We start from the raw sequence: 13,980 nt of genomic DNA on the forward strand, positions 1-13,980 counted from the left end.
ACGTCGTGTCTTGCGCTGAATGTCGCGGACGACCTTCTCCGCGCTTTGTCCCTTTCCCATCGGATTCTCCTTCCGTTTGGGCCGGGAGTGTCTCTTATTTCATCGACCTATTTGGTCCAACCGTCTCTGAACCCGAACACCTGCCGCACCTCCGCCCGCCGGTCGGGCAAGGGGACCCGCCCGGGCGACGGCGGATCGGCTAGCAGCCTGTGCTGCGCTCAGCGGGTCCAGCGCCATCCCTGGATTGACTAGGCCCGGACTAAAGTGGAACGGAGAAGAATGGAACCCTATCGGTCATTCTGGGTACTGAGCACGATTCTGCTTCTCGTGACGTCGTGCACCTCGACGAAGGAATGGCACACGCAGGTCATGCACAGCGACGAGTCAGAGGATCTAGTCGCCTTTGTATGGGAGTGGGAGATTACAGACAGCGAGGACCGAGTGATCACTGAGGAAGAGATCGGCCGCGACATTGATCGCGGGCTGAAAAAGTGGTCGCACGACTGGCGCATTCCGGCGATGAAAGCCTCTCAGCTGGTTCGGGCCGGGCAGCCGGAAGAAGCGGCCGAGTTCCACGCCCGAGCGCGGGAGATCTACTACCAGGATCCATATTGGGGTGAGCCTCTGGACAGCGCCTGGAATTCAGTCGGTACTGCGCTTCTCGCTGGGCCTTTGATCACCGCGATCGGCCAAGCTGCAACAGACGACGTTGTGCGCGAGATGCCGCCGGAGCCGAGCGAGACGACGTGGCTGCCGATCTACATCTGGGGGTCGCGGGTGATCTACAAGAAGGATGCACCGGAGCCTGCGCAGCCTACGGAGCCCGGGATGGTCAAGCAGCTGAACGCACCAGCGGCGGTCGTTGCGACACCTCCGACGACGGTCGAGCGCCGGCTCGGTGACCTCGACGACCTCAAGCGTCGCGGCGTCATCTCCGAAGCCGAGCACGAGGCGCAGCGCAACCGGATCCTCGAGGACCTTTGAGATCTACTTCGATCCGGCGGTACACCAACCGGCTCAGCGCACGCCAGTCGTTACACGGCGATTGCCGCCGGGAACTGTTGCAGCCACGAAGACGTGGGTACCTAGTGCCTTACCTACGCCCCCCGGTCGGGAAACCATTGAGGGACCCGCTGCCGCCTGGACCCGAAAACTGGACCTCGCTCCAGGCTTCGCAGTCGCCGCTACCCGTCGACCCGGGCAAAGAGGCCGTTCATGTTTCCTACCGCCAGCCGAGGCCCGGCGGTAGCGCCATATTCGGAGGTCGGAAGCTAAAGGGAGGGAAGGGGGCGTCGCTCTCTCCGTCGAGGTATCGCCGAGAGGCTTCTCGAAAGCTTCGCTGAAAGTGCCAATACCGAGCAAGATACGCGCGCGTCTCGCTCGCGAGGTGATTGGCCCAGCAGATCATCCGGCGGCGCTTCTCGAACCACGGCGGCCTCGGGAGCTCGGCTCGCTGCTCCAGGAAGGTTCCAGGTCATTCTCGACCCCTCGACCCTCCAGATGAAGGCCCAAAACGGGCGGTGGAAGATCAGGGTACCCAGGTCGATCGCGGCAGAATCCAGCCGTTCTTCTTCTGGGTCCAGGTGGTTCCTCGGGCGAACGAATCCGCGCAGGTGTCCAGCCGGAGGTTCATGTCGGCCAGGGTTGCCTCGGCGCTGAATTCTCCAAAGCCCTTCAGGTTGTAGCGCCACCGATCGGCCTCGCGCATCGCGCAGAGTTGCACACGTTGCGTTCCACCCATCTTTTTTGCGGCCTTGTCGGAGTAGACCGCGCACTTCCCTCGCTGTTGCAGCTGGCCGGCTGCGACCGAGAAGCTCGTCACGGCACCGTTGGCGTTGGTGATCGCGAGGGAGAAATCACAAACCGTGGGATCGTAGCTCGCAAGCTCGAAGCCGCCCTGAACCATCAGATAGTCAAGCTTGCCCGGCTTGCGGCCGAACTTCATCTTCGACTTGTCGGGATGCATTCCGAAGGTGAGGCACGCAGGGCACGTGGCCCCGCCGCAGTCGATCTGGGTTTCGTCCTGGTTCAGAATGCCGTCGCTGCAGGTCGGCATGGCAGGGAAGCTCAGCGCGTGATCCTCGACCTCGCCGTCGAGCGCCGCCCCGGTCGGGGTCTGGATCGCGGCCTGGTCGGTGCTGGTTCGACAGCGCGCGAACGGCGGGTTGTTGACCTGCCCGGCCGGTGTCGTCCAGGTCATGGTCAGGTTGCCGCTGGTGGCGGTCGAACTCTCGGTGTACTCGTCGGCCGTATCGAAGGTGCCGTCTTCGTCGAAGTCGACGTAACAACCGACGTACGCCGTGGAACCGGTGGTATTCACGACGCTGACCGTCACCGAGAGAGAGTCCGCCATGGTCGACCAGGCGAAGTTGCCCACCAGGCCGTCGGCATCGTCCACCGCATCGAGATCATCGCCCGTCGCGCCCGCACCGGGCAGACCATCGGACTCGTTGTCGATCAGCGCGCCCAGAAGGAGGCCGGGAACGACGCGGTGACGCGGTCCGTCGCTTGCGATCGTCGTCCCGTAGGTGTCAGGCGCGTCGCCAAAATCGGTGGGCTGGCTCGCCAGCGCGCAGCGCCCGCCGTCGTTCTGCACCGTCGTAGGGCCGTTCGAAAAGAGGACCACGTCGCCGACGACACCAGGGGTCGTGAGGTCGATGCGGTAGATATCCCCGTTCGAGTTGCATGAGGCGTACAGAAAGCCCTCGACGTCGAAGTACTGCGCTCCGTAAGCGTTCGCCGGCCACGGACATCGGGGCAGGACGTCCAGCACCTCGGTGGTCGAACCGGTGACGGGATCGGTGATGATGAGATCCTGCAAGGCCGACTCGTGATTCTGCACCGAGTAGAGCAGGCCGTCCTGGGGGTGCATGGCCAGGTCCGCCCCGGTTTGGGGGGAAATGGAGACACAACCGGTGTCAGCCAACCCCGTCGCCGGGTCGATTCGAGACAGGTAGGTCGTCCGTTGGGGATTCACGTCGACCCAACACAGTTTTTTGTAACCGAAAAGAGTCGTTTTTCCATGGCTCTGCACAAGATAGCCATCGAGGGTGACGTCACCGGCGTTGAAAACCATAGAAGTCGGATCACCCCCATCGTTCAAATAGGGCAGCAGCACGCTATTCGAGTCCGAGGAGACCACGGTGATGCCGTTGGCCTGACTGTTCACCGAAGCCTGATCGAGGTTCGCTCCCCAGAGGTACCCGTCGAGCACGTCGAACCCGAATGCGTTGGTAACCCCGGTGCTGAGCGTGGCCAGCGGGCCGGTTGGGGTTCCGGTCGTGAGGTCGATCTCCCACACTTCGGACGGATTCTGCTGAAGGAGCCAGGCTGTGTCGTCGCACGGAAACGACGGGCCGAGCAGGTAGTCGCCGAAGTCCTGGCCCAAAATGTCGGTACACCCGAGGGACGTCCGACATGGCGCGAGCGTAAGGTCGATGCGGTTGGGAGTCGTCGAGATATAGTCGGACGGATCCTGGATCGTGCCCGATGTGACCGTGCGGGACACGGGGTCGGCCGTCGACTCGGTCGGCGGACAGGCCGTGAGCGCACCCACCGTCTCCCCGGCCGCCTCGTAGATGCGGTAGTCGCCCGCGGCGAGGCCGGCAAAGGAGTAGAGTCCGCCGCCCGACGTCGCGACGCTCTGGCAGGAGATGCCCGACACGTCGTAGAGCACGACGGTCACCCCGTCGATGCCGCTATCGCCGCCAGTGAAGCTCAGGCTCACGTCGGCGTCGAGGTAGACCTGGCCTGAGATCGAGAACTGCGCATGGGCGGACGTTGGCATTGCGATGAGGAGAAGAAGGCCGACGAGTCCGGTCAAGACCGGCTTCCTTACGTGCAGGAGGGGGCCAGGGGACGAAATGTAGTCGGATTCGGGGTTCGAAGTGTTCATCGGAACTGCCTCACTGATCGTCAAAGGAAAGCGGGAGGGACGCGAGAAGCATCGCTACCGATATTTGAGATATCGCGCCTCAGCTTCTGCCCGCTATGCAGATTGGTCCAAGACGGTAGCCGACGTCAAGGCCTTTTTTGGCAGCATCGTGTCGCTTGCTTGCCATCTCACTCCCTCCTTCTCCGACCGACCTTCTCTAACATTCGGGCCGGACCGGTTTCGGGGGGAGGGTCAAGCCCATGAGGCAGAACGAGGCGCACGCATACGTCCGGTAAGGAGCCGTTAGGTCGGGTTGGAGCCAAAAAGGGGCTTCATGTCGGCTATCCGCACCATGCACCGCTTGACGATTTCGACCCTCCTCCTGCTGCACACCTTCGCAACGCCGGCAGCGGCCGAGATCATCGGTCTTCTGGAGACCCCCGAAGGCTTCGCCTCCCAGGTCGGCAACGTTCAGGGCTGGGTCTACACCACGACACCCGGTGCGGAGCTGATCCAGCCCTTCGACGTATTGATCGACGGCGTCAAGACCGGAGAGGTGCCCTGCTGCTCGGAACGCGGGGACGTGAACGAGGGCGACCCGAGCATCCCGCTTCGCACGGGATTCTCGGGCGTGACGAATTGGGCACGCGAGGCTGGAAGAGGCCCGATCACCGTGCAGGTCCGGGTACGCGACACGATGGGCGGGGAAGTCCTCCTCACAAACGCGAACGCACACAACGGGCTCGAACGGCCATCTCCAACGCAGGCGGGGTCACACTGGGGTACACAAAATGGAGATGACGACGAGACGCTCGTCCATTGAACATCCCCCAAAACGAAGAAACCCCCCGGTTTCCCGAGGGGTTTCAACCATGCGCCCTGAGAGATTCGAACTCCCGGCCTTCTGATCCGTAGTCAGACGCTCTATCCAACTGAGCTAAGGGCGCGCAGGCAGGTCGGCTACCTAGCCATAGGCTAGCGCAGTGTCCAGTCGGAGTGAAACTTCTCTAGTGAATCGAGAAGCCTTGCAGCGGCGCCTGCTTCACAGGTATCAGGTGGGGACACAGGAGGCAGTCACGCGCGGAGAGATGGCCGAGTGGTCGAAGGCGCGCGCCTGCTAAGCGCGTAAACGGTTTACCCCGTTTCGAGGGTTCGAATCCCTCTCTCTCCGTTTCCTTTCGCCTCCCATCGCCCGTCGCCAGCACGCCGGGTCCGCCACAGCACGGGGCATGGCATCCCTGCACGGTTGCAAGTGGATGCAAATGCGACCGATCGGCCCCCAGGCGCCGGAGCAGGTGCGTCATCCGCTATTTCCGGGTTCCGAGCGCCCAAAAGCGTAGTCTTTTTGGGTGCCCTTCGGCTGATGCTCGGGCAGGCGCGGCACGGGGCCCCATGGGCTCCGCCACAAGCCGGCGGACCGCTCTTCGGGCCAACCGCGGCACGAAGCTTGGAGTAGTGGGGAACCATGAGTGACCCCAATCCCACAGACACCGACGCTTTCCTCCTGAATCTCGAAGAGCACGAGTTCATCCGGGTCGGTGCCATGCTGGGGCTTCGAGCACGGCCGTCCACGACGCATGACGTGGCGCTGGTCGATCAGTTCCTCGACAGAGACTTCCTGTTCTGCGGCTCGAAGAAACAGGTCCTCGTCACCTCCACACCCGACCTCCCCCCCCAATAATCAAGACGGTGGCCCACACCGCTGCGGGCTCCTCTCGGTCTACGACGGCCGGAGGAAGCTCGCTGCCCGCACGGGTGCTGCTCTGCTCCCCTCCCCTCCGCAGAGCGGCGCCCGTGTGACCCCGCCTCTCGCCCCGGGTGCCCTTACCGACCCACGGTAAGGCCTCGCGCTCGGTGAGTTGGCGGAGCGTCGCTTCATGTAACGCCCGCACGCAACCGAGCCGAAGCCGCATAATAGCTTTGTCCACCACCTGATCTTCAGTTGGCCGGTGTCCAAAAACGACTCGGCGACTTTACCGGAGGAACGGCGACAACGTGCCGACGCGGTCGTAGAGCCACCGACCGGTCTCGTTGAAGTGCTGCGTGAGCCAGTAGAGCGAGGGACTCCCCCCCTCTGCTGCCGCGTAGACGGCCTCGATCAGGGCACAGCCGCCGCTCGTGCCGCGAAGACCTTCGTCGACGCAAACACCTCTTCCGGCACGGACGTCTCGTAGAACTCCAGATACAGCGTCCAGAGACGACGCCATTCCGCCTCGTCCGCGGCCCAAATCAGCCGGAGGACATGGGTACCCACGGCTTCCACGTAGGCCACCGGGTGCAGGACGGCGGCAAACGCGGGTGCTAGGGCATCTCCATGATCGAAAAGACCATCGCCGATTGGCACGCCTGCCTTCGCGGGAACCTCGAAGGGGGGATCGACGCCCTCCTACACGATGACTGCGTGTTCTACTCCCCGGTCGTCTTCACTCCGCAGCGCGGCAAAGAGATCACCAAGATGTACCTCGCCGCGGCGGGCGCCACTCTCGGCGACGGGGAGGGCGAGGGCAAACCGCCGGTATCGAGCGACGCAACCGACGGCGAGAAGAAGGGGTTCCGCTACACGAAGGAAGTTCTCTCCGGGAACCACGCCGTGCTCGAGTTCGAAACCGAGATGGGCGGCAAGTACGTGAACGGCGTCGACATCATCACGTGCAATGACGAGGGCAAGATCGTCGAGTTCAAGGTGATGATCCGACCGCTCCAAGCAATCAACATGCTCCACCAACAGATGGCCCAGATGCTGGAGAAGATGAAGAGCTGATCCCCGCTTCGGGAACGGGACGTTCATGTCCCCGATGCAGGACGCGTCCGGCAGCGAGATCAGTGCCGGATCGATCCCGCCGACGTCGATCACGTCGCAAAGGGTCTGAGCGGAGACATTGTAGAGCGTTGATAGTTTCGGACGCTCGGCGAGCAACACTCCGGTTGCAGCGAGACTCCGGGTACGACCGCAGGCGCGGCACTCGATCGCGATGAACGCGATCTCGTTGAGGTCGTTGATGCGATTCAGGCCCGGATCGACACCCCCCCGTCCAGCCGGACGTCGTACGCGCGAGCGGCCCTCTCGTCGATCGCCTCGACCTGGTTCGGGTTCGCGTCGAAAGTCGCGAGCGTGCCGCACGAGCAGGCGATCAGGTCGCCTTCAATGAGCTCTGTACACGCGGGGTCGCGGGCGCAGCCGTCGGCAAGAGCGTCGACCGCATCCTCGCTGCGAAGGATCTCCTCAAGCACAAACTCACGGGCGCGATTCCCAGAGAAGACGCGACGTTCGGCGACCCCACCGACAACGCATGGACGACGCTGTGCCTGTACTACGACGACGTCCTCGAGGCATCGTATCCGGTCGCGCCCCACGCATTCCGGTGGAAAGCCCTCTCCCAAGGCGCCCGTCGTACTGGTGAAGGGCCTCGGGGCCGCACTGCCCGAGGCGCAGGTACCAGTCCCCGGAACGGTCGCCTCGATCCGCGCGCAGATCTCCGAGTTCGACCATGAGCACGACGCGGTGGGTGACACCTGCGAACTGCGCGACTGCGGACAGCTGCCGCAGGACGCCGAGCTCCGTGTGGAGGCTCATGTCCGAGTGGCTCACGACCCGCTCGGCCTGGCTGATCATGGGCGAGCGGATGAGGGACATCGGCGCCTCCACGCCAGCGCGACGCATCGCTTCGATATTCTCGATCCTGGAGCCGCCGAGCCCCGCGACGCCCGTGAAGTTCCCTTCGCAGTAGACGGCCGCAGTTCGGACCGCGCTAGGCTGTCGTGTCGTCGCTCGCTCGAGGAAATATTGGCCCTGGGACTCCTTGCGGCGCAAGCCGATGAAACCGACTCGTTGCCGCCCGGAACCTACCGCTCAGACGTCTGGATACGAGAACCTGCGGTTGCCCCGCGGCGGGGCCTTGCCCTCGCCGAAGGCGCTACGCGCTTTACCGACCGCTCTGGTCCCGATCGCGGGCGACAGCGAGGCCGACCGGGCTTCTCGCGATTCGAATCGCCGATCGAGCGTAGGAGTTCGGGCAGAGCACGCCTGGGCCGACCCACATCGGGTCGGAGGGAAGCGCGCTGGAAGGGGCTCAATACGAACTCCTATAAACGGCAGCCTCGCGCCGGTGGGGTTACAAGCGAGTAACGTTGCAGAGCGGCACAGCCGGACGACCGAGGGCGCGCGAGAGGGAAGCCCGGCCGTGAGCACTGCCCGCAATGCAACAGACTTCTTGTATCGTGTACGAAACGGGTCCATCGTCTCTTCGCCGGAACGAGCAAACCTTGCGACGTTCTCCGCGAAGAACATGAGCCTCCCGACCCATCGTCGCCCCGACGTCCGAGAGGAAGCTTCCTATGAAGGGGCCGCTGCGTAGATGTTGAACCAAACGGATCGATGCAGGAATCAGAACCACCTGCGCCAAGATGCCCCGGTGAGGCACTGCCCCCAATGCGGGTCCGTGGTGAACGACGCCGTCGGCAGCCAGAACTGCCCCGGCACGCAGCACGACGAGCAGCGCCGACGCCAGAGCTTCTATTGCGTGGATTGTGGCGAGCAACTCCGCGCGCCTGGGTAAAGGTTCGCAACGAAACCGAGACTCCGGTTCACGCTGCCGGGTTCGACTGCCCGAGTGCGGCGCGCGATCCCGTTCGATCGGGAGGGAGGGGGGGAGTCCTTCAGCGGGTCGCCCGAGAGATCCTCGGCCACAAGACCACTTCCGGCTGGGACCGTTGCCGGGTCGTGCCAGCGACCTCGTCCTGTCTGGAAACCCTGCCCGCGGCGTCATGCGGCCTCTCGGCAGTATTCGGGTTCAGAGACGGTTGGACCAAACAGTCCGATGAAATAAGAGACACTCCCGGCCCAAACGGAAGGAGAATCCGATGGGAAAGGGAGAAAGCGCGGAGAAGGTCGTCCGCGATATTCAGGGCAAGACGCGTCGTCGTTTTTCGGCGGAAGAGAAGATCCGCATCGTCCTCGAAGGACTGCGCGGCGAAGAGAGCATTGCCGCTCTATGCCGCCGAGAGGGGCTGGCCCCGAATCTCTACCGGGCTCGATTGGACGACGAGGGCCGGAAGCAACAAAAGCGGGAGGCCGTGCGGCGTGCACGGGCCCGCGCGAAGAAGGCGACTCGACGCAAGAGGAGCTGGACGATGCCCAGGAAGAAGAAAGCGCCTAGACGCTCCTACGGAGCCGGCCAGATCGAGCTCCGACCAAGCGGCTACTATGGACGCTACTTCCGACCAGTCCTGATCGACGGCAAGATCGAGAGCAGACGCCGGGTCGAGCCTCTCGGCACCTTCGACGAGGCCGAAGCGGCCCGAATCCTGGACGAGCGCGTCCGCGCGGCGCAGCACTCACTGCCGATCTCACGACCCGAGACGGCGACCTTCACCGATGCAATCGACGCGATCCGCCGCGACTACACCCTCCGCGGCCTTCGCTCGTGGCCAGACGCCGAAAGGCGGATCCGAAAGCACCTCGCGCCGCACTTCGCGAGGCCCCGCGTAGTCGAGATCACCAGCGCCGACGTTGATCGCTACATCGAAGCCCGCCTCGCAGCTGGAGCCTCGCCTGCCAGCGCGAACCGCGAGACCGCCACGCTCCTCCGCATGTTCAACATCCTGAGCCGCGAGAAGCGCCTCGAGCCCCGTCACGTCCCGGCGATCCGAAAGCTCCCGGAGCCCGATGCCCGCCAGGGCTTCATCGACTCGGACGAGATCGAACGCATCCTCGCGAAGCTCCCGGACTACCTCCGCGGCCCGGTCTCCTTCACCTACGGGAGGGGTGCCCGCATCAGCGCCGAGGTTCTCGCGATGCATTGGACCTGGATCGACCTCGAGGCTGGCGATTTCGGCCGCGTCACGATCCCGGCCACGGCAGCCAAGAACAAGACCGAGCGGACGATCTACCTCACCTCCGAGCTGCGAGCCGTGATCGACGCCGCTCGCACCGACCACGACCACCTCTTCCCGGAGTGCCCATTCGTCTTCCAGCGCGCGGGACAGCGGATCCGCTCGATGCGAAACGCCTGGGACAAGGCCTGTCGTGACGCCGGCCTCCCCGGCAAGCTCCGCCACGACATGCGCCGCAGCCATGCCCGAAACCTCGACCGTGCCGGCGTCCCGCAGTCAGTCGCGCAGAAGATCCTCGGCCACAAGACCGACTCTGTCTGGCGGCGCTACCGCATCGTCGCCGACGAGGACCTCCAGGACGCCGCGCGCCGGATGTCGCGACCGGATGTGGGTGTTAATGAGGTACGAACCGTCACCGAGACCGTCACCAAACCGGGATCGGACGCAGGAGACACGCCAACAAAACACTGAGATATCTATGGAGGGGTGGTCGAGTCAGGTCGAAGGCACCGGTCTTGAAAACCGGCAGGGTGTCAAAGCCCTCGTGGGTTCGAATCCCACCCCCTCCGTTTTTTTTCAGCCGCCGGCCGCCGGGGCGTACCAGATCGGAGACGTCCAGACGCGCCCCTGAATCGTCTTGGGCGGGCGAGCCTCGCAGCATGCCTCAAACCCGTCGGTCACGGTCTCCGGCGCCGTCGAGCCAACCCTTCGCGATCTGCAGCCGCTGGCCGTATGAACGTGGGTATCCCCGAAGAGCGGGCGACGGAGGGCATCGAACTGGTCGCACGCGGACCGCTCTCCGCCGCACCGGGGCGACTCGCAAGCGGTCTCGACCTTCGCATCGCGGCACCTCGTCAAGCACACCACCAAGACCACGAACGGGCCGACGAGCCTGCGCACCATGCTGATGTGCTCACCTTCGCCTCGGCCACCTCGCCCCTTCAAGGTTGCCGGGCTATGAGGCCTCTGATCGGACACGAAGGAGCATTTTCGAACGAATGTTTGACGCACCCGACTTCTGCCCCCCCCCCGGCCTGCCCGCCGCCGAGACGCGGGCTGATTCACACGAAACCGGTAGTGGCTCCCACGCCCGGCCGAAATCAGCAGAAGCTCCCGTGCCGGCAGGTGGCCAAGACGAACCATCGAAGGCGCCCCAACAAAACTGCCACGAGAGTGACGAGTAAAGAACACGCCGAGATTGGGGAACCTCCCTAGCTTCAAGGACACCGCGAAAAGTCCTTTTAGCGTGGGTCCGCCTCGGTTGCGCCCCGCCCCCAGCATCACATGAGCGTGCGATGGCGCACCCCGGTCGTCGGCCGTAGTCTGGTTTCGATGGCGAATGACTCGCCCTCAAAGCAGGACGCTAACGACCCGTATGCTCTCGACGACCACTCTCACGGCAGCGCTGCTCGTTCAGGTGAGAGCCGCACAGCAACGATCTTCAACCAGGCCCAAAACGCCTGCGAAACTAACGAGCCACCGCTCGCGGCAAGCGACTTCACGGTAACCAACACGCCGTCCGACCCCGGGAACGCGGGGTGCGGAAGGCAGAAGGCGGACTGCAACATCCCGAACGACCCGACGGCCTGCGTGGACAATGCCATCCAGACCTCGAAGGACCTCGGCAGAGAACAGTTTGCGACCTCCGATCTCGCCTTCTGCCTCAACGTCTGCTGAGAGGCGGCGACACCGGCTCGTGCGGGCTCCGCAACCAGCGGATGCGGGTGCGCAGCCTGCGAGTCCCCCACCTTTGCGAACCCACGGACCAACCCCTACCGTGGAAGGCGTGGCATCTGAAGTAGAGAACGAAGCGCCGGCCGAGGCGGAGCGGCCCGACGACGAACTCCGACTGGGAGACCTCGTGGTGCTCATGGCCGAGCCGGGCCCCTTCACCGTGGTCGAGTTGGACCCGCCTGTCGTGACCATCGAGTCGCGCTACGGGCAGCGACGCCGGGTAAATGAGGTCACGCTTCGCCGCGTCACGGATGAGCCTCCTATCAACACCTGAGCGCTCCACCCCGGGCAACCCCCGGGCCCGCACGAGCGGCTTCTAGAAGCTTGTCCTAGAAGTTGCCGCCGCCGGCGCCGAACGAGAAGGTCGCGCCGTCTGAGCGGTTGCCCTGATCGTCGACGTTCCCGGCCGCGATCGAGAACTCGTGGTCCACGTTGTCCGCGGCGACATTCGTGTCGAAGTTGTTGCCGCCGACTGTGATGTCGAAACCCATCCCAAAGTTGTCGTTCGAGGTGTTCGACTTGAAGTCGAAGGTATCCTCGTCGACCTGGAACCCGTCCATCAGGTTCGCCTCGGCATCGTTCGACTCCACGTTGCTGTCAAAGCCCATGAACAAGAAGCCGTGGCCGAGGTTGCCCTGGTCTGTCAGCGAACCGGCACCGTTGTTGTTAATATCGTTCCCGATACCGCTGATCACGTAGCCGTGGCCGGCGTTCTCGTCGCTTCGGTTCGTGGTGATGTTGTTGCCATCGCCGGAGACGACGATCCCGTTTCCGTCGTTTAGCTTCACCGAGTTGGACTCGACCTTCGAACCCGCCGACGCGATCTGCATGCCGTCGCCACTGTTGAAGCGAACGTCGCTGTCCTCGATGAGATGCGGGCCGCCTTCCGCAAGGATGCCAACGAGGTTGCCCTCGACTTCGCAGCGGTTCACGCGAACGATCTGACCGTCCCCGTCGCCATCCGAACCGAGGATGTGAATCCCGATGCTCGGGAACGGCTCGGAGCGCAGCGCGCGGCAGTCGTTCAAGGTGCTATCATCACCCGACATCTCGAAGCCGATCGCATTTCGATCCGCCTTCACGTTTGCGACGACGACGTTCGCGCTGGTTGTGCGAACGCCCGCCTCGCGGTTCCTGCGGATGGTGAGATCCTCCACGCGCAGGCCGTCGTTACTACCGGAGTCACCGATGCCCACCGCGTAACGCTGGATCGCGCGGAACCGGGTGATCGTCACATTGGTCGCACCGTGCGCGAGGAGAATACCCGTGCCAGTCCGGTTCGAACTCCTCGAGGGTCCCGTTAGATCGTAGTCGCCACGCGCATCGATCGTCACATCCGAAGCCGACACGATCAGCCCGATCGAGCCGAGGCCGGCCGGGCTACAGTCGAGCTTCGCGTCGAGCCGCACCTCGTCGTCGGAGCCGAAGAAGGCCGCGTCGAGGGTCTGCCCGCAGTCGACGGTCGTCGCGGTGAGACTCGGGTAGAGCGTCGCCGCGGCAGGCTCCGTCGGGCCACCAACGCTGCCGCCACCGGCGCTCTCGCTGCATTCCGAGAAGAAGATGCCGTTCGTGACGTTTACGCTCTCCTCGTAGAGCCGATCCGTGAGGTCGCCCGCAAGGCCGCCGACGGTATTCCTGCCAGCGGGACAGCCGATCTCGGTCAGCAGGTCCGAGTGGAGGGTGGGATCATCGTCGTCCTCTTCGTCGTTACACTTCGCCAGCAGACCATCGTTTAGGTCGTCGAGTACGAGCGCTAAGCAGTCAATCACCTTGGGGTCGTTCGGAAGACCGGTGATCTCGTCGATACACGGCTCTTCACCGCTCTTTCGCTGCGCATTCAGCTCACACTTGACGACGCACTTGGAAAGATCATCCGCCCCGTCTTCCACGAGCCGAGCCAGCTTCGCGGCACAGTCCTCGGCTTTGCCCGAAATCGCACCGAGCGGGCGCGGGCAGCCTGCGTACGACGTCGAGTACAGGTTGGCGTCGAGCGCGCGCATGCGAGCCGTCGTCCCCAGCGCATCGTTCAACACGAACTCCTTTAGAGTCGTGTCTTCCCGCTGGCCGTGCGGACAGATCGCACGCAGCGCGGCGTCGTTGCACTTCTTCACTTCGCGGCGCAGCTTGTCGGCGGCCTTGTCGAGGTCGTCGAGGACATCCTCGTCGGTTGCGCAGTCCATGCGCTCGTCGTCCTTCAGGCTGTCCACCTGACAGTCACTCATCACCTCGGCGGCGTCGCCGACGTAACGCTTGAAGGCCTTCCCGGCCCGCTTCGAACAGATCTGGAGGGCAACGGCTGACTGCGCCGACACGATCGCGGGGACGAGCAGCCACGCCGCTGCGAGCGCGCAGAGAACCAGGCTGCTTTTGAGACGAATGGACACGCGAGTAAGACTCCTGTTTTTCGTACTCGCAGCATCGAGAAGGATCAGGGGCCGTGGGGAGGCCGAGGGGTCGGATGCGGTCCGCTGCGCTGGCCGATGATTACGCAAGCGACGTGCCACGAACAAGGCGGAAAGTGCAGAAAAATCAGGGCCTTT

Annotated in this window: 11 protein-coding genes, 3 tRNA genes and 1 pseudogene; 9 read left to right on the forward strand and 6 right to left on the reverse strand. The window is 64.0% G+C overall.

Annotated features, from left to right (window positions below; translation table 11 throughout):
* Positions 1 to 279: 279 nt before the first annotated feature.
* Positions 280 to 984: an SHOCT domain-containing protein gene (locus P8R42_08505; GenBank protein MDG2304686.1), complete on the forward strand. Its 705-nt coding sequence runs from the start codon at positions 280 to 282 to the stop codon at positions 982 to 984.
* A 544-nt stretch (positions 985 to 1,528) separates the two neighbouring features.
* Here P8R42_08505 and P8R42_08510 read toward each other — a convergent pair.
* Positions 1,529 to 3,895 carry a GEVED domain-containing protein gene (locus P8R42_08510; GenBank protein ID MDG2304687.1) on the reverse strand — a complete coding sequence of 789 codons (2,367 nt, stop codon included), beginning with the start codon at positions 3,893 to 3,895 and terminating at the stop codon, positions 1,529 to 1,531.
* Between the two features lie 313 nt (positions 3,896 to 4,208).
* Here P8R42_08510 and P8R42_08515 point away from each other — a divergent pair, with 313 nt between their 5' ends.
* Entirely contained in the window at positions 4,209 to 4,697 is a 489-nt protein-coding gene (locus tag P8R42_08515) for a hypothetical protein (GenBank protein MDG2304688.1), read from the forward strand.
* Between the two features lie 50 nt (positions 4,698 to 4,747).
* On the opposite strand, the gene P8R42_08520 is transcribed toward P8R42_08515, so the two are convergent.
* Positions 4,748 to 4,821, reverse strand: a tRNA-Arg gene (locus tag P8R42_08520).
* Between the two features lie 135 nt (positions 4,822 to 4,956).
* On the opposite strand from P8R42_08520, the gene P8R42_08525 reads away from it, so the two are divergent.
* A tRNA-Ser gene (locus P8R42_08525) sits at positions 4,957 to 5,045 on the forward strand.
* A 294-nt stretch (positions 5,046 to 5,339) separates the two neighbouring features.
* Complete coding sequence (locus P8R42_08530) at positions 5,340 to 5,555, forward strand: hypothetical protein (GenBank protein MDG2304689.1); 216 nt, start codon at positions 5,340 to 5,342, stop codon at positions 5,553 to 5,555.
* A gap of 292 nt (positions 5,556 to 5,847) precedes the next feature.
* Here P8R42_08530 and P8R42_08535 read toward each other — a convergent pair.
* A pseudogene (locus P8R42_08535) lies at positions 5,848 to 6,128 on the reverse strand (hypothetical protein).
* A 60-nt stretch (positions 6,129 to 6,188) separates the two neighbouring features.
* On the opposite strand from P8R42_08535, the gene P8R42_08540 reads away from it, so the two are divergent.
* Complete coding sequence (locus P8R42_08540; GenBank protein MDG2304690.1) at positions 6,189 to 6,635, forward strand: nuclear transport factor 2 family protein; 447 nt, start codon at positions 6,189 to 6,191, stop codon at positions 6,633 to 6,635.
* Positions 6,636 to 6,880: 245 nt separating this feature from the next.
* Here the strand turns inward: P8R42_08540 and P8R42_08545 are convergent, their stop codons facing one another.
* Both P8R42_08545 and P8R42_08550 read right to left on the reverse strand, forming a co-directional pair.
* Complete coding sequence (locus tag P8R42_08545) at positions 6,881 to 7,105, reverse strand: hypothetical protein (protein ID MDG2304691.1); 225 nt, start codon at positions 7,103 to 7,105, stop codon at positions 6,881 to 6,883.
* Between the two features lie 4 nt (positions 7,106 to 7,109).
* Positions 7,110 to 7,685 carry a hypothetical protein gene (locus P8R42_08550; GenBank protein MDG2304692.1) on the reverse strand — a complete coding sequence of 192 codons (576 nt, stop codon included), beginning with the start codon at positions 7,683 to 7,685 and terminating at the stop codon, positions 7,110 to 7,112.
* A 1,049-nt stretch (positions 7,686 to 8,734) separates the two neighbouring features.
* On the opposite strand from P8R42_08550, the gene P8R42_08555 reads away from it, so the two are divergent.
* The 4 genes from P8R42_08555 to P8R42_08570 all read left to right on the forward strand — a co-directional run bounded on the left by P8R42_08555 (position 8,735) and on the right by P8R42_08570 (position 11,714).
* Positions 8,735 to 10,177, forward strand: a complete 1,443-nt coding sequence (locus P8R42_08555; protein MDG2304693.1) for a tyrosine-type recombinase/integrase — start codon at positions 8,735 to 8,737, stop codon at positions 10,175 to 10,177.
* Positions 10,178 to 10,186: 9 nt separating this feature from the next.
* A tRNA-Ser gene (locus tag P8R42_08560) sits at positions 10,187 to 10,275 on the forward strand.
* Positions 10,276 to 11,038: 763 nt separating this feature from the next.
* A complete protein-coding gene (locus tag P8R42_08565) occupies positions 11,039 to 11,383 on the forward strand; it encodes a hypothetical protein (GenBank protein ID MDG2304694.1) in 345 nt (114 codons plus the stop codon).
* A gap of 109 nt (positions 11,384 to 11,492) precedes the next feature.
* The gene (locus P8R42_08570) at positions 11,493 to 11,714 is read left to right on the forward strand and encodes a hypothetical protein (protein ID MDG2304695.1); all 222 of its coding nucleotides are present in this window, start codon (positions 11,493 to 11,495) and stop codon (positions 11,712 to 11,714) included.
* A 55-nt stretch (positions 11,715 to 11,769) separates the two neighbouring features.
* Here the strand turns inward: P8R42_08570 and P8R42_08575 are convergent, their stop codons facing one another.
* Complete coding sequence (locus P8R42_08575; protein ID MDG2304696.1) at positions 11,770 to 13,824, reverse strand: right-handed parallel beta-helix repeat-containing protein; 2,055 nt, start codon at positions 13,822 to 13,824, stop codon at positions 11,770 to 11,772.
* Between the last annotated feature and the right edge of the window lie 156 nt (positions 13,825 to 13,980).

This window comes from Candidatus Binatia bacterium (assembly GCA_029243485.1).
Classification (GTDB): Bacteria; Desulfobacterota; Binatia; order UBA12015; family UBA12015; genus VGTG01.